At 66.1% G+C, this 15,105-nt stretch carries 17 protein-coding genes; 3 read left to right on the forward strand and 14 right to left on the reverse strand.

Annotation, left to right across the window (positions count from 1 at the left end):
• Positions 1-32 precede the first annotated feature (32 nt).
• Genes ACFWCF_RS23365 through ACFWCF_RS23380 form a run of 4 tightly spaced genes read right to left on the reverse strand, consistent with a single transcriptional unit; the run spans position 33 to position 3,622 of the window.
• A complete protein-coding gene (locus ACFWCF_RS23365; RefSeq protein WP_378566690.1) occupies positions 33-1,520 on the reverse strand; it encodes an FAD-dependent oxidoreductase in 1,488 nt (495 codons plus the stop codon).
• Positions 1,517-2,314 carry an SDR family NAD(P)-dependent oxidoreductase gene (locus tag ACFWCF_RS23370; RefSeq protein ID WP_378488599.1) on the reverse strand — a complete coding sequence of 266 codons (798 nt, stop codon included), beginning with the start codon at positions 2,312-2,314 and terminating at the stop codon, positions 1,517-1,519. The genes ACFWCF_RS23365 and ACFWCF_RS23370 overlap by 4 nt, the downstream gene beginning before the upstream one ends.
• Positions 2,307-3,137: a glucose 1-dehydrogenase gene (locus ACFWCF_RS23375; RefSeq protein WP_330133604.1), complete on the reverse strand. Its 831-nt coding sequence runs from the start codon at positions 3,135-3,137 to the stop codon at positions 2,307-2,309. The genes ACFWCF_RS23370 and ACFWCF_RS23375 overlap by 8 nt, the downstream gene beginning before the upstream one ends.
• A 53-nt stretch (positions 3,138-3,190) precedes the next feature.
• Positions 3,191-3,622 carry a nuclear transport factor 2 family protein gene (locus ACFWCF_RS23380; RefSeq protein WP_378566693.1) on the reverse strand — a complete coding sequence of 144 codons (432 nt, stop codon included), beginning with the start codon at positions 3,620-3,622 and terminating at the stop codon, positions 3,191-3,193.
• Between the two features lie 178 nt (positions 3,623-3,800).
• Between ACFWCF_RS23380 and ACFWCF_RS23385 the strand changes: the two genes are divergently transcribed.
• A complete protein-coding gene (locus tag ACFWCF_RS23385) occupies positions 3,801-4,463 on the forward strand; it encodes an IclR family transcriptional regulator (protein WP_378566696.1) in 663 nt (220 codons plus the stop codon).
• A gap of 98 nt (positions 4,464-4,561) precedes the next feature.
• On the opposite strand, the gene ACFWCF_RS23390 is transcribed toward ACFWCF_RS23385, so the two are convergent.
• The 7 genes from ACFWCF_RS23390 to ACFWCF_RS23420 all read right to left on the reverse strand — a co-directional run bounded on the left by ACFWCF_RS23390 (position 4,562) and on the right by ACFWCF_RS23420 (position 9,522).
• Positions 4,562-5,506 carry a permease prefix domain 1-containing protein gene (locus tag ACFWCF_RS23390; RefSeq protein WP_378488602.1) on the reverse strand — a complete coding sequence of 315 codons (945 nt, stop codon included), beginning with the start codon at positions 5,504-5,506 and terminating at the stop codon, positions 4,562-4,564.
• Positions 5,503-5,853 carry a PadR family transcriptional regulator gene (locus tag ACFWCF_RS23395; RefSeq protein ID WP_378566699.1) on the reverse strand — a complete coding sequence of 117 codons (351 nt, stop codon included), beginning with the start codon at positions 5,851-5,853 and terminating at the stop codon, positions 5,503-5,505. Before ACFWCF_RS23395 ends, ACFWCF_RS23390 begins: the two co-directional genes overlap by 4 nt.
• A 70-nt stretch (positions 5,854-5,923) precedes the next feature.
• Positions 5,924-7,489, reverse strand: a complete 1,566-nt coding sequence (locus ACFWCF_RS23400) for a polyamine aminopropyltransferase (RefSeq protein ID WP_378566702.1) — start codon at positions 7,487-7,489, stop codon at positions 5,924-5,926.
• 13 nt (positions 7,490-7,502) lie between these two features.
• Entirely contained in the window at positions 7,503-7,973 is a 471-nt protein-coding gene (locus ACFWCF_RS23405; protein ID WP_378488605.1) for a DUF350 domain-containing protein, read from the reverse strand.
• Between the two features lie 33 nt (positions 7,974-8,006).
• Positions 8,007-8,417, reverse strand: coding sequence for a DUF4247 domain-containing protein (locus ACFWCF_RS23410; protein ID WP_378566705.1), 411 nt, complete (start codon positions 8,415-8,417; stop codon positions 8,007-8,009).
• Positions 8,405-8,911 (reverse strand): DUF2617 family protein, encoded by a 507-nt coding sequence (locus tag ACFWCF_RS23415; RefSeq protein WP_378566707.1) that lies wholly within the window; start codon positions 8,909-8,911, stop codon positions 8,405-8,407. Before ACFWCF_RS23415 ends, ACFWCF_RS23410 begins: the two co-directional genes overlap by 13 nt.
• Positions 8,908-9,522, reverse strand: a complete 615-nt coding sequence (locus ACFWCF_RS23420) for a DUF4178 domain-containing protein (protein WP_378488693.1) — start codon at positions 9,520-9,522, stop codon at positions 8,908-8,910. Before ACFWCF_RS23420 ends, ACFWCF_RS23415 begins: the two co-directional genes overlap by 4 nt.
• A gap of 125 nt (positions 9,523-9,647) precedes the next feature.
• On the opposite strand from ACFWCF_RS23420, the gene ACFWCF_RS23425 reads away from it, so the two are divergent.
• Positions 9,648-10,991, forward strand: coding sequence for a YhgE/Pip domain-containing protein (locus ACFWCF_RS23425; RefSeq protein WP_378566710.1), 1,344 nt, complete (start codon positions 9,648-9,650; stop codon positions 10,989-10,991).
• Between the two features lie 7 nt (positions 10,992-10,998).
• Here ACFWCF_RS23425 and ACFWCF_RS23430 read toward each other — a convergent pair whose 3' ends face one another.
• Complete coding sequence (locus tag ACFWCF_RS23430; protein ID WP_378566830.1) at positions 10,999-11,772, reverse strand: CPBP family intramembrane glutamic endopeptidase; 774 nt, start codon at positions 11,770-11,772, stop codon at positions 10,999-11,001.
• Between the two features lie 319 nt (positions 11,773-12,091).
• Between ACFWCF_RS23430 and ACFWCF_RS23435 the strand changes: the two genes are divergently transcribed.
• Complete coding sequence (locus tag ACFWCF_RS23435) at positions 12,092-13,678, forward strand: bifunctional 3'-5' exonuclease/DNA polymerase (RefSeq protein ID WP_378566712.1); 1,587 nt, start codon at positions 12,092-12,094, stop codon at positions 13,676-13,678.
• Here ACFWCF_RS23435 and ACFWCF_RS23440 read toward each other — a convergent pair.
• A complete protein-coding gene (locus ACFWCF_RS23440; RefSeq protein ID WP_378566715.1) occupies positions 13,630-14,526 on the reverse strand; it encodes a DNA-3-methyladenine glycosylase family protein in 897 nt (298 codons plus the stop codon). The two genes, ACFWCF_RS23435 and ACFWCF_RS23440, sit on opposite strands and share 49 nt — an antisense overlap.
• A complete protein-coding gene (locus ACFWCF_RS23445; protein WP_378488695.1) occupies positions 14,523-15,098 on the reverse strand; it encodes a methylated-DNA--[protein]-cysteine S-methyltransferase in 576 nt (191 codons plus the stop codon). Before ACFWCF_RS23445 ends, ACFWCF_RS23440 begins: the two co-directional genes overlap by 4 nt.
• Positions 15,099-15,105 lie beyond the last annotated feature (7 nt).

Here is a 15,105-nt window from a genome sequence, read left to right on the forward strand (position 1 = left end):
GTGTCCTTTTTGGTTCGAGGGGTCGACCGGCGTCAGATGCCGGCTGTCCCGAGTTCTGCGGGCGGCGCGGAGCCGATGGTCTCAACGGTCGGGCCGGAGCCGACGGTGGATGCCCGTGCCGCGTTGCGGCCGGCGATGCGCCCCATGGTCAATGCGTTGGCGACGGCGTTACCGCCACCCACGTAGCGGAGGCCGAGGATCCCGGCTCCCGCCTCTCCGGCCGCATACAGGCCGGGGACGACGTTCCCGATCGTGTCGAGAACTTCGGCGTTCTGATTGATCTCGAGCCCCGCGTGCGTACAGACCAGTTCGGCGGGCAGCATACGCACCGCGTAGAACGGCCCCTGTGCGACGGGGTCCGGATCGGAGGTCGAGCCCTTGTTCGCAAGGGTTCGGTGGCGCAGGAAATCGTCGTCGGTACCGTTCGGGAGCTGCAAATTCCACCGCGTCACGGTGGCTACCAGCGCAGAGACGGGCACGTCGATCAGTCCTGCGAGTTCTTCGAGGGTGCCGGCGCGCACTGTGCGCCCCTCGTCGGCTTCCGCCGCGACGCGGTCGGCGTCCCAGTCGGCGTAACCGGTGGGAAGTTCCGTGCGGGCCTTCTCGTCGAAGATCGCCCAGACGGGCCCGGCCTGCGCGTCCATGAGACCGCCCGATACCGCATACGACGCGTCCTCGTCCATGAACCGGCGACCGGCCTTGTTGACGTAGATCCGCGATGTGGGCGGGAACCCGGCCTGCCAATGGTGATAGCGCTGGAAGTAGGCGGTGGGCATGGTCAACCCCCAGTCCTTGCCGACGACCGCGGAACCGATCTGCTCACCGAACCGGAGGTGATCGCCGCGGCTACCGGGTGCGGCGACGACGAACAGCGACTCGCCCGCGGCGAGAGGGTACGGGTAGTACTGCTCGAGCAGTTCCGGGCTCTGTGCGAATCCGCCGGACGCCACGACAACGGTGTGTGCACGGACCTCGATATCGTCCGCCACAACACCGACGACCCGACCGTCCTCGACGAGCAGACGCTGCACCCGGGTGGCGAGGATCGCCTCGACGCCGTGGGCGCGGCGGGCACGGTCGAGCGTCTGCACGAGCCCGTATCCCTGATCCTTCGGCACATGGCCGCGCCACACGTCCTCGACCCCGGCCTGGCACAAACCGGGCATGTGGGCGTTCGACGATTGACGCGCCGGGATCTCCACACCCAGTTCGAGGAGCCATTCGAGGGTCGGGCCTGCGTTCTCGCAGAACGCCCGGATCAGTCCCGGGTTGAGGATCCAGTGATTGAGGTCCATGTAGTGCTGGAAGAACTTGTCGGCGGAGTCCTCGATGCCGAGTCCGGCCTGCACGCTGGTGCCCGCGGCGGTGAACAATCCGGCCGACAATTGCGTCGACCCGCCGAGTTCGGTTTCGGATTCGAACAGCAGAACGCTCGAGCCGGCTTCAGCAGCGGACACCGCCGCAGCGAGGCCCGCGCCGCCGCCGCCGATCACCACGACGTCGATGATGTCGTCGCTCATGACAGTTGATCTCCCGTCTCCGCGATGATGCGGTGGTAGAGGCCGTTGGAGGTCATCCCGCCGTCGACGGTGACCTCGCTGCCGGTCATGTACGTGGACCGGTCGGACAGCAGGAACATGACGGCGTCGGTGATTTCGTCGACCGTCGCCATCCGCCCGAACGGAACGCTGTCGAGAGCGGCGCCGACGAAAGCGTTCGCCCCGCCCAGCAGCGAGGTTCCGACGAGTCCGGGATGCACCGAGTTGACCCGGATGCCCCACTTCGCGAAATTGCCTGCGGCCGATTTCGACAACCCCCGCACTCCCCACTTGCTCGACGAGTAGGCCGGTGAGAAATAGCCGATCTGCCCGGAGATCGAGGAGATGTTGACGATGGATCCGCCGCCGCTGTCGCGCATCAGGGGCGCAACGGCTTTCATGCCATAGAAGGGACCGAACAGGTTGATACGCATCGTGGCTTCCCAGACGTCGTCCGGGGTGTCCATGAACTCGAGCCGCCGCGAGATCCCGGCATTGTTGACCAGTCCGTCGAGTGTCCCCTGCTGAGAACGGATCTCGTCCACCACCCGGGTCCACGATGCCGAGTCGGCGACGTCGAGCATGTGAGCCGACGCCGAACCGCCTGCAGCTTCGATCTCCCCGACGACCGCGGAGGCGTCCGTCACGTCGGCCAGGCACACATGAACACCGCGGGCCGCGAGCACCCGCGAGTGGTTGGCGCCCATACCCGTAGCCGCGCCCGTGACGAGAACGACCGACGGGTACGTCACGGTTTCCAGGACCGGATCAGACATGGCGTGAGCCACCGTCGACCGCGATCGAGTGTCCCGTGACGTAGCGAGCGCTGTCGGACAGGAGGAACAGCAGCGGACCGAAGACCTCTTCCGGCGAGCCCAGGCGGTGCAGCGGCACGACGTCGAGTGCGTGCTTCAGCGCTGCCGGATCCTCCTGCACCCACCGGGTCATTTCGGTGTCGATGTAGCCGGGAGCGATCGAGTTGACACGAATTCCCTTGTCGCCGAATTCGACTGCGAGAGACTCGGTGAGATGCGCGACGGCAGCCTTCGACGCGCAGTAGGCACCGCGCCCCTTGCGCACGCGCAGTGCCGACACCGACGACATGTTGACGATCGCGCTGCCCGGCTGCATGTGCCGCGCTGCGGCCTGCGCACCGAAGAGGACGCCCTCGACGTTGACGTCGAGCGTGGCTGCGATCTGCTCCTTCGAGATCTCGTCGGCGAGCGCGAACGGGAAGATGCCGGCGTTGTTGATCCAGAAGTCGATCCAGCCGAACTCCTGCAGCGCGACCTGGGCGAGCGCCTCGTGCTCGGCAGGATCGGTGACGTCGATGCGCGCGCCGACCACGATGCCGGGAGTCTCGGCGAGGGACTCGGCTGCGAGCTCGGCGTTGATCTGCTCGGCGGTCTCCTTCATCTGGACGTCGTTGATGTCGCCACCGACGACGTTGACGCCGCGCGACGCGAGACCACGGGCGAACTGTGCCCCCATTCCGCGTGCGGCTCCGGTGACGACGGCGACCTTGCCTGCCATTTCCGGGTACTGCGCGATGATCTGCGAGGTGACGGTACGACCCGGGTTCTGGGCATCAGTGGTCATCGTGGAAATTCCTCCGTAAGTACGAAACAAATTGGTTTACAACAACGCAGCGTTCAAGCGTCGTCGCGAGCGACGGTGCGGCGGTCGACGAGCCACGTGTCGCCGTGCCGGACGACGCGGTCGTCGATGGTGGTGAAACGAACCAGACGTGAAGCACCACCACGGGCGGTGGCCACGATCTGCAGATACGCCCGGACACGCAGGGTGTCGTCGTCGACCCGGTCGACGGCCACGTTGGTGATCACATGACGATGCACCTCGCCGGCGTCCCGCGCTCCGACGTAGAAGCGGCCGGCGAATGCCTCGAGCGCATCCGTTCCGGTGACAGGCGCCGGGTAGCTGGGTGAGCAGAACTCCCCGTCGGGCGTGAACGTCTGCGCCCATTCCCGCGCGAAGCCACCGTCGATGAGGTGGCTCTGCCGTCCGTAGAGCTGGTGGATCCGCGCAAGCAGTGCTGCGTCGACATCGTCGTCCGTACGTGCCATGTCGTATGAAACCGTCCGTGGTTGTGTGCGATAATCGCACGCAGTGTGCGATTAATGATGATGCTAGGTGTTACAGTTCACAGACGTCAAGGAGGTACCGGGAAAGATGACCCAAACGCAGGATGAGGCTGCGCCTATACAGGGGCTGGACGTGCCACGAGTCGCACCCGATTCAGGCATGTCGAAGACCTTGCACAACGGGCTCGAGATCCTCGAACTGCTGGCAGCACACCCGAACGGGCTGTCGGTCAGCGACATCGCGGAGGGAATCGGGGTCCACCGGACAGTCGCCCATCGGTTGATCCGAACCCTCGAGGCTCATCGGCTGTGCCGCCGCGACGAGTACAAGCGGGTCTCGCTGGGAGCCGGACTGGTCACGCTCTCCGAATCGGTCGAGCAGGATCTGCGCACACTCGCGCGGCCGATCCTCGAGGAACTCGCCGACACGGTGGAGGCAACTGCCCACCTCGTCGTCCGCGAATCGGACACGACGGTCCGCGCCATGATGGTGGTCGAACCACGACGAGCACAGGTGCACATCGCTTTTCGGCCCGGACAGGTCCATCCGGTCAATCGCGGGTCCGCAGGCCTGGCAATCCTGGCATCACTCCCGCCTGCACCCGACGAACGCCCCGAGGTCGAGCAGGCACGCCGACTCGGTTATGCGGTCTCGGCGGGCGAGGTCGTCTCCACCACCATCGGTATCTCCGCCGGCGTCCGGGGTCGCCCCGGAGGGACGCAGGCCGCGGTCGGCGTCTCGGTGTTCACCGCGGCCGACGAGAAGCGGGTCGGCGCAGCGGTAGCCGCGGCGGCGAAATCTCTCGGAGACATCCTGCACTGACCGGACCCTTCGCCGCTACTGGACGGCGTCATCGCGTCGGCGGGCGGACTCACCCCGCTGCTCGATCTGGATCGCAGCCCGGCCGGCCGGCAGCGGGACTACCGGGTCCGCAACAACTTCCACCAGCCTTCACCGATCTCCCATGCTGCGACTCCGAGGGCAACGACGATGACGACCACGTTGGCCACGCGCATCGGTTCGGTGGTCGCACCGAACGCCGCCTCGAAGTATGCGGGCTCGAACAGTCGGTCTGTCGAGCCGAGCCAGACCAGGGGAACAGTGAACAACACGCTCACGACGGTCACGGCCGCAGCGAGCGACACCGTCCAGTGCCCGACCGCATATTTGACGATCTCGAGGACCGCACCGAGTGCCGTGAGAGCAAGGAGTACCGGAATCCAGAACGACCACAGCTCCGGGTCGAGAATCGGGATCGTTGAACCATCGGCGTCCTGGTATGCGGTGAAATCGCGTTGCAGGATCACCGCCGCGATCACGAAGATCTGGAACGCGACGGCCCACACGGTATCGCTGAGCCGGATCTGACGATCCCCCACGGTGTCGGGCAGCCTCTCAACGGTCCATTCCCCGGCGAGGTCGCGCTGACGATGACCGTTCCGTTCCAGGACGGCGAAGACCAGGGTCGTCCAGAACACGATCTGGACTGCCACGATCGCGGTCACCCAGATGCCGGAGGCGATCGCACTACCGACCGCGCCACCCTCGATGACGTCGAGTGCAAGCACGACCACGCCGGGAATCGGCGCGATCCACAGTAGGACGGCGAGGAGTCGGCGCCAGCCCAGGTAGAGCTCGGGTCCGATGAGGTACAGCGGTCGTCCTGCGTATTCCGCTGCGAGACGGTCGGGGTCTCCGAGTTCGGTGAGCACCTCCGTTTCGGCAGCGACCGGATCGATACCGGAGTCGATGCGAGCATCAACCGCGTCTGCGATCGAGCCGCGCAGTTCACGGTCGATGTCGTCGCGTTTGTCTGTCGGAATTCTGCGCAACGTCGTGGCGATGTAACGGTCGGTGAGCGTCATCGCGCATCTCCTTCGGTGAGAGAATCGATAGCCTGCAGGCTGCGTCCGAGTGCGGTCCATTCATCGAGCAGTAGCGCGGCCAACTCGCCTCCCGCTGTGGAGGTCCGGTAGAACTTGCGTGGGCGCGCCTCGTCGGTGTTCCACTCACTTGTGAGCAGCCCTTGCTTTTCGAGGCGGCGCAACAGCGGATAGAGAGTGTTGGCGTCGACGGCGATACCCGCATTGGCCAGCGCTTCGAGCAAGCCGTAACCGTACCCGGGCGTGCGCAGCATCAGGAGACTTGCGACGACGACGGAACCTCGTCGCACTTCTTGGCTGTGGCCGGTGGAGATCTCGGGGTCGATCACACGTCACACGATAGTGTGTGTCACACACTATCGCAACAGACACAGGCACCGAACGGGAAAGACATCGCTGTCAGAACTGGTATCCGCGGCGGAGGTCGTCGACGATCCGCGGCCGATCCAACGTCGACGGCTCCATCTCACGAGGCTGCCGATCGAGTGGAAACGACGATGCCGCAGCGAGGGTCGCAGGGTCGAGGAACTTCCGCGGCGCGGCATTCACCGACAGAGCCGGTGTCGGTGGTGCGCCGGCCTGCGCGAGGGTGAATCCCCAGTCGCCGAAACTCGGGACATGTACGTGATACGGAGTCGTGCTCAGCCCCGCCGACCCTACCGTCGACACCGTCCGCCAGTACGCATCCGGGGTCGAGAACGGACTGCCCGACTGCACCGTCATCAGGCCGTCGGGATTCAACACCGCTGCGGTAAGTCCGTAGAACTCCGTCGAATACAGCCTTCCCAGCGCGGGAGTATCCGGGTCGGGCATGTCGACGACGATCGCGTCGAAGCCGGGGCCGGTGTACTCGCGCAACCATCGGAATGCGTCGGCGACGACCACCTGCACACGGTCGTCCTGCAGCGCCCCACCGTTGAGCGCGACCAGCCGGGTGTTCGCAAGGTCGAGGACCGTCGGGTCCAGTTCCACCTGCACGACCTCCTGCACGTGCGGATGGCGCAGGATCTCGCTCGCGGCGAGACCGTCGCCGCCCCCGAGAACGAGGACTCGGGCGGGGTCGCGGGCGAGCGCCGGATATACCAGCGATTCGGTGTAGCGGTGCTCGTCGCGGCTCGAGAACTGCAGGTCACCGTCGAGGTACAGGCGCATATCGTCGCCGCGCTCGGTGAGCACGATCTCCTGATACTGAGATCGCTCCGCATACACCACGGGATCCGGGTAAAGCCGCTGCCTCGAGGTGGTCTCGATATCGGACGAACGCATCAGCAGGATCGCCAGTACCGTCGCGGCGAGCAGCAACACCACCAGCGACAACGCCCGGGTCGCCGGCCGCAGGTGCCCCCGCAGCAGAAACAACGCTGCGATCGCCGCCGCAGCCAGGTTCACCATCCCGGTCAGTGCTGCGCCGCGGATCATCCCGGCTGCCGGCAGCAACAGCAGCGGCCACGCCAGACCGCCGATCAATGCGCCCGCGTAGTCGGCCGCGTTGAGATTGGCGAGCACCTTGCCGGTGTCGCGGGCGTCGGCGGTGCGACCGGTCTGCAGCAAGGTCATGAGCAGGGGCACTTCGGCACCCACGAGCATCCCGATGGCGGCGGTCGCGACGACGAGCACCCACGTCGACGACCCGACGAACGTGAACGCCACATACAGCACCGTCGCGCTCAGCCCGCCGATCAGGCCGAGGGCAACCTCGACGCCGATGAATGCCGCCGCGGCATGGGGCAGCAACGGCTTCGCGGCGAGCGCACCCACTCCGAGCGCGGCGACGAAACCCGCCACGATCAGGGAGGTCTCGGTGATTCCACCACCGGTCAAACTCACCGACAGAGTCAGCAGCGCAAGCTCGTACACCAGTCCGCACGCGGCACACGCCGCCACCGCCGCGAGCAACAGCACGCGTGTCCGACGTCCCAGAGCCGGGCCGCTCGAGTCGAGGTCCGGAGTCGTCACCGTAGTCACAGCATCAGAGCCGTCACGACAGGGCGACGGCGTTGACCAGCCCCACCGACAGCAACGTGACCGCCACAGCCCATGCGGCACCGTTCATGCGAGGCTCGGAGACGAGTTCCGTGATCTGTCCCGGCAACACGCGGTTCATGATGAGCAACGCCGCTGCCTGCAGCAGCACGCCGATCAGGCCGTAGACGAGCGAGTCGGTTATCCCCTGCGCGAATCCGTCGGCACTGGTGGCGATCGCGGTCACCACGATGATGGCCAGCGCGAGGTGATTCGCGCCGAGCAACAACGCGGCGTTGGGATTGTGGTCCACATACACCTGATGGCGCAGGTTCCCGGGAGTCAGACCATCGAGCACCGTGAACCCGAGGGCCAGTACGCCGACGCCGATGACGAAGTAGATCAGCGTCGCCACCACCCCCTGCAGGAGCAGGGACGGGTCGACGGTGCCGATCTCGAGGTCGGCTGCCAGCAAGGTGACGGTCATAGTCTCAGGGTTCCGATCTGGTGAGTTCGTTCGTCATTTCGCGCTCCCCGAGCCACCGGAGGTGTTTCCGGCGGCCGGCGAACCCGGTGTGAAGCCCGGCCCGAGGAACACGAACCCGCCGCTGCTGTAGCGGCCGTCTAGATCTTCGACGGTAATGGTGCTGCCGCCCTCCGGCGCAGCCCCGACCGTGACGATGTCGTCGTCGTACCGGAGATATTCTCTTCCGCCGTCCGCCTGTCGCGCCGCGGGTTGGTCCGCCGCGACGATCCGGGAGACCGTGGTTCCCACCGGATCAGGCGAGTAGTAGGTGTCGATATCGCCCGACGTGCCGCGGTGTTCGTAGGTGTCGGCGATGTGGTCGCGTGCCTGACTCCCACACGCTGCGATGATCAGTAGCGCGACCCCGAGCATGAAGCCTGCAACGATTCGCCTCACGGCCGCCACCGGCTTTCCGTCTCCACGATCACACCCACATCGCCGCACGGATAGAGATGCCAAGTACGCCAATGCCATTCGCCGGAATCTACTGCTCCACTGAGGACGGTGAGTGCGTCGCCGTCGCCCGGGAATCCCGCACACAGCCAACCGTGCTCGGACGACGCCGTGTCGCGGAGTCCCGCGGCTTTCTGTGCCAGTTCGTCGCGCTGCACCGTGGTGGCTCGGCTCCGGAAGCGATAGCCGTCGTGGTCTTCGCTGTCGGGCAGCAGACGACCGCCCGCGTCGACGGCGTCGCATGAAACTTGTTCGGTGAGCGTGTGTTCGCCCGATTCGGCGGTGACCACGTGCGAGGCTCCGAGCACACCGAGGGTGAGGGTGCCCGCGACGGAATCGGTCAGTTGCACGGACACGAGCGGTGCGGGCGCGGGGGCGTCGAGCACCAACCCCAATGCCGCAGCAGAGACATCACGCGGGGCGATGTCGAGTACGTGCACACTCATTGCGGAGGTCCCGCATGGATGACGGTCAGTTCGCTGCGCGTCACCGCACGTCCCGTAGACACCTCCCACGATCCACCTCGCGACCACCGCTCGAACGCAAGCAGACCGGTGCGGTCCGCCGTCGCGTAATCGGCGTAATCCATGGTTCCGTTCGGGGCCGTGCCGGTTGTCCCTTCTGCGGTGAATCGGGCGGTTCCTGCTTCGAGTTGGCGGTGCACACGATCGTCGAGGACGACATCGCCGCCGGGTTCGAGGGCGGTACCCTCGCGTCGCATCCACAGGACCATCTCGAGTTCACCCTCGTCGTTCTCGACGGTGAGCCAACGTCGGCCGGTCGACCCGTCGAGCAGATGCTCGTACCAGCGATAACCTTCTTCGTCGAGGGTCAGCGTGCCGCGCACCACGTGGTCGATACCCGCGTACGTGATGATGTCGCCGACACCGATCTTGTAGGGATCCCACACTTCCGGATAGTCGGCGAGCGGATCGACCCGGACAGACGGGGCAGCGGGTTTGCGGGTGCGGACCACCAGCACGACAACCGCTACGACGACAGCCACGATCAGCAGGACAAGCAGGACTTCGGTCATCGAGTACCCCGGGTCGGCAATTTTTCCGTTGGGTCGACCCTACCGGCCCACGTGAGCTCTGCCCCAGCCGTCCCGTCGTCGTGCGCTCGAGCACTTACCTGCGTCGGCCGGGTACGAATCCGCACACGCATGTGCACAATCAATGGGTGAGTTCAACCGATATCGCGCCCGATCCCCACCGCGGCACATTGCGCGGCCCTCGATTCTGGCTCGCACCGCTCGTCGTTGTGGCCGCGGTGATGTCTGCGCTCGCGTACTTCTATCTGGCCAGCATGGTCAATCCGACCGAGAACCTGCGCGACTTCCCGATGGCGATCGTCAACCAGGACATCGGGGACGTGATGCCGGGTGATGACGAACCACGGAACCTCGGGACCGAGATCACCGCCGCGATCCTGGACGGCATCGACCCTGCACAGATCGACATGCAGGAGATGGGCATCTCGGCGGCCAATTCGGGACTCGACAACGGGTCGTTGTACGGCGCAATCGTGATTCCCAGCGATTTCACCAAACGCACCTCGATTCTCGCGCAGGGCAGCGTCGTGCCCGGCGACATCGAGAAACCGATCATCACGGTCTATTCCAACCCCCGCACCGGCACGTTCTCGACCGGCATCGTCGACGTCATCGGCGACACCGCCATGACCGAGGTCAACAACACGGTGGGAGAACAGCTCACCGCCCAGGTCACGAACACCCTCGCCGAAACCGCACCGGATCTGCAGTTGCCCGGCGGGAGTCTGCTCACTCTCGAGGAACCGATCAACGTCCTGAACGTCGAACACAAGCCACTCCCCGACGGCACCGGCGCCGGCCTGTCTGCCTTCTATTTCACGCTGCTGCTGATCCTCGCGGGATTCACCGGCGCCACGATCGTCAATACCCTCGTCGACACTGCTCTCGGCTTCATCCCCACCGAATACGGTCCCCTCTACATCAACAGGGAGACCACCCGTATGTCCCGGTTGACGGTGCTGTTCATCAAGTGGGGAATCATCATCGTGCTGTCGCTGATCGTGTCGGCGCTGTACCTGTGGATCGGGACAGCCCTCGGCATGCCCGTACCGCGCGCCCTGCTGATGTGGGAATACGGAGCACTCGCGATCACCGCCGTGGGCGTCACCTCGGTGTCGATGATGTCCGTGTTCGGATCCGCAGGCCTGCTCGTGAACCTGTTCATCTTCATCGTGCTCGGGCTGCCGTCGTCGGGCGGCACGGTGCCGATCGAGGCAATGCCCAAGATGTTCGAGTGGCTGTCGACATTCGAGCCGATGCATCAGATCTACATCGCAACCCGCGCGATCCTCTACTTCGACGGACACGGCGCCGCAGGACTGACGCACGGTGTCGCGATGACCTTCGTGGGTCTCGCCGTCGGCGTTCTGCTCGGTGCCATCGTGACGTGGCTGTACGACCGTCGTGGATTCCACCGCTCCACCGAATTGCCGGCGGTCTCCGAGAGCAGAGAGTCGGCTACTCGGCCCTGAACGGTCGCTACCCCACGCGCTGGTTGCGACGAAAAGGCACAATGTTGCCGCGGCGGTGGGCGGCAACGAGCATGGGGATGGCCAAGAGCACGCTGACCACGACCGGGACGACCGACGCTTCCAGGCCGAAGTCGCCGCCGGTGAGCAGGGTCGGCCCCGTCGGGGTGGTGATCAGCAGGCCGGACGAGGGGTGGCCGGAGACAGGGGTGCCGATCAGGCCGATAGTGGTGTTCCACGTGAAGTGCAGGCCGACGACCAGCCAGATATTGCGCTTCCACAGGAACGCGGCGCCGAGCAGAACTCCCGCCTCCACAGCGATCGCGAACGAACTCCACAGCGTGGCGCCGGGGTTGGCCAGATGCAGGCCTCCGAAGAGCAACGCGGTGATCGCCAGGGCAACCCAGCTGCCGCAGAGTCGTTCCAGCGCCTGCAACAAGAGTCCACGAAAGATCAGTTCCTCGGTGACGGCAGCACCGATCGAAACTGCGGCAATGCCGGCAATGATGTGGAAGGTGTCTCCGGAATTGGCGGTGAAGGAGAATTCGGTGACCACGGCGAGCATCGACACGGCAACGAACCCGAAACCGATGACACCACCCAGCAGAGCGAGTCTCCCGGCCCGTGCACGCCCGATCTCCGGAGCTGCTCTGTGGGCGACATACCGCATGACCGCCCAGTAGACCGCCACCGCGACCATCGCGCCCGCGATCGGCAGCACCATGCCCTGTGCAGTCAGCGCCGATACCACGACGATGCCGACGATTCCGACCGAAACCCACACCAAGGGAAGTTCGAAGAAACGGGCACCGGCCGAGCGCGTCCGGGCCGGTGCCGTGTTCGTCGCAGACTCCGCTCGGCTTCTGTCACTGGACGAACGAACCTGAGGGACCGATCGATCACCCATATCGTTTCGATCGCACAAAGTGGCTTCTCCTCGCGATATGGATACCGATTGCTATACGGCGGTGGTCAGCGTAGCCGATCTCTGGTCACTGTCGATCGGCCTGCTCGGACCGACCGAAACCACGAGCACTGACGGGAAGTGCGGTCCTTCCGAGCCTGAAGGACCGGGGTCCCCCACTGCTCCGTACCCTGAACCGATGCGTGTCGTCGTCGTTCCCCACCCTTCCGAGAGCGGGGGCGTGCGCGGGGGCGCGATTGCTCTGCTCGACGATGTGGAAGCCCCGGTGGGCGACATCCGGGAGTGCCGCGATCTCGCCGCGACCGTCGCGGAACTCGAATCGTCCCGCAGCCCACGCTGGGTGTGGACCTCCACCGCAACCGTGTACCCCGACCTGCTGCGCGCCGGCGCGCGGGTAGGGCGGTGCCACGACCTCGCGACCACCGCCGCAATTCTGAACACGCGGGACGGGATCCCCCCGGACCCCATCGAAGAGCCCGCGGACGAGCGACCGGGACTCTTCGACGCGGCGCCTGCCGTCGACATCGGCACCGTGGTCGAACGCTTCGCCGAGCAGCGGCGGCGTATGGCCGCCGATCGTCGTCTCGATCTGCTCGTGGCAGCCGAATCCGCGGGGACACTCGCCGCCGCCGAAATGGGTTTCGACGGATTACCGTTCTCCGCCGCCGCACACCGCGCCCTGCTCGAGCGCACCCTCGGCCGACGCCCTCTCGGGTACGAGCAGCCGCCGCGGATCACCGAGGTGATCGCGGAGATTCAGGCCGTTTTCGGTCGACCGGTGAACCCGGCCTCGCACGTCGAAGTTCTCGACGCGTTTCGTCGCGAAGGCATCGAACTGACGTCGACGCGTAAACATGTACTGCGCGAACTCGACCATCCCGCGGTGCCGTTGCTGTTGCAGCACCGCGACCTGTCGAAGCTGTACAGCACCAACGGGTGGAGTTGGCTCGACACCTGGGTTCACGACGACCGCTTCCGCCCCGTGTACGTGCCGGGCGCAGTGGTCTCCGGGCGGTGGGCAAGCCGTGGTGGTGGTGCCCTGCAGATCCCCAAGGCATTGCGATCGAGCGTGCTCGCCGATCCCGGGCACACCTTCGTCATCGCCGACGCCGGGCAGCTCGAACCTCGCATCCTCGCCGCCATGTCGGGAGATCCCCGCATGGTCGCGGCCGCGGGCAGCGACGACCTGTACGCACCGGTCGCGGCAACAGCGTTCGGCGGAGATCGCGCGAAAGCGAAGGTCGCGGTGCTCGGTGTGCTGTACGGCGCGACGTCCGGTGATTCCCGTGCCCTGCTGACGGTGCTGCGGAGGAGCTTTCCCGACGCGGTCGAATTCGTCGAACGCGCAGCCCGCGCCGGGGAGCGCGGGGAGGTCGTGCACTCGTGGCTCGGGCGAGCCTGCCCACCGGCCGAACCCGGATTCCTTTCGCACGGCGACGTGCGTGCACGCGGACGTTTTACCCGCAATTTCGTCGTCCAGGCCACGGCCGCGGAGTGGGCGCTGTGTGTGCTGGCCGAACTGCGACGCAGGCTCGCGGCGGCACCGAATGGCCGCGACGGCGAACTGGTGTTCTTCCAGCACGATGAGGTCGTGGTGCACACCCGTAATGCCGATGCCGCGGCCACGCACATCGAGGCGTCGGTCGAGGCGGCAACTCGGTTGATGTTCGGCGCGACCGACGTCCGGTTTCCCATGTCGACGTCGGTCCGCGCCTGTTACGCCGACGACGAGTCGGACGACGAGGATGTGCGGGACGGCGTATAGGCCGCGTGCGTCCACAGGTGCGACACGGCGTAGGCGCGCCACGGCCGCCAGGCTTCGGCGCGCGCGGTCGCCTCACCGGCGGTGACGCCGCCCAACGCTCGGCGCAGCACCAGGTCGCCGGAGGGATACGCGTCGCGATCGCCGAGTGCACGCAACGACAGGTAGTCGACGGTCCACGGTCCGATTCCCGACAGGGCCAGCAGTTCTGTTCGGAAGTCGGCGGTCCGCGTCGCGTCGAGCCCGTCGGCCGCGGCGGTCGCGAGTGCGTGCACCGTGCGGGAGCGCGCACCCGTGACCCGCACCGTCGCCTTCAGTTCGTCCGGATCCGCAGCCGCGAGACGCTGCGGCGTGGGGAAACACCGCAACCCATCTGGCGCGGGTTCACCATATGCTGCAACGAGTCTCGATGCGAACGTCGAGGCCGCCGCGAGGCTCACCTGTTGTCCGAGCACTGTCTGCACGGCGGTGGCGAACCAGTCGGTGGCACCGAGCACACGCAGACCGGGCCTCGCCGACACGAACGGCGCGAGCAACGGGTCTGTGCCCAGCACCGCGTCGATCGCGGCCGGTTCCGCGTCGAGGTCGAGCCAGGCGGTGATAGACCGTTCGAGTGCGGGAACATCTCGATCATCGGTGGCATCGATCCGCGCAGTGATGTGCGCGGGTTCCGGATCGTTCTCGAACATCACCGACACGACCGCGGGACCTCCACGACCCCGGACCGCACGGCTGTGGGTGCCGGTCTGAGCGTTGTGCCGTTCGTGTCCTGCGACGGTGTGACTCCGCAGAGCGTCGAGCATCGCCTGCGCAGCGAACGGCGGTGTCAACGGCAATCGCAGGGTGGTCATGCTGCGGTCTCGAGACTCAGCAGGATCCGTTTCGCCTCGACACCGCCCACGTACTGCCCGATCCCACCGTCGCTGCGCACTACCCGGTGGCAAGGAACAATCACGGGTAGAGGGTTCTTCGCGCATGCGGTACCCACTGCGCGCACAGCCCTGGGGCTACCTGCCGCCGCCGCGACCTCCGCGTAACTGGCCGTGTGCCCGTAAGCAATGTCGGGTAGGTGCGTGATCACGTCGCGACGGAACCCGGTCGCGAGCCTGAGATCGAGAGGCAGATCGAACGACGATCGAGCGCCCTCGAAGTACTCGTCGAGCTGAGCTGCCGCGGCGTCGAGCCGTGCCGGGGCTTCGAGGATCCGAGGGCTGATCCGCGCGGCGAGTTCGTCGAGCACGTCGTCCAGGCTGTCGACGACATACGCCACCCTCACGAGTCCCGCCTCGGTTGCCGCGAGCAGCAGCGGTCCGACGGGGGTGTCGAGGATTCGGTACGCGACATCGAGGAGGCCGGCAGCTTCGGCATCGATCGTGAGCCGCTGATGTAGCCATGCGAGGTCGGGTGTCGAGACCGGTGGCATCGGAAAG

Origin of the sequence: Rhodococcus sp. NPDC060090 (assembly GCF_042729855.1) — a bacterium.
Taxonomy (GTDB): Bacteria; Actinomycetota; Actinomycetes; order Mycobacteriales; family Mycobacteriaceae; genus Rhodococcus.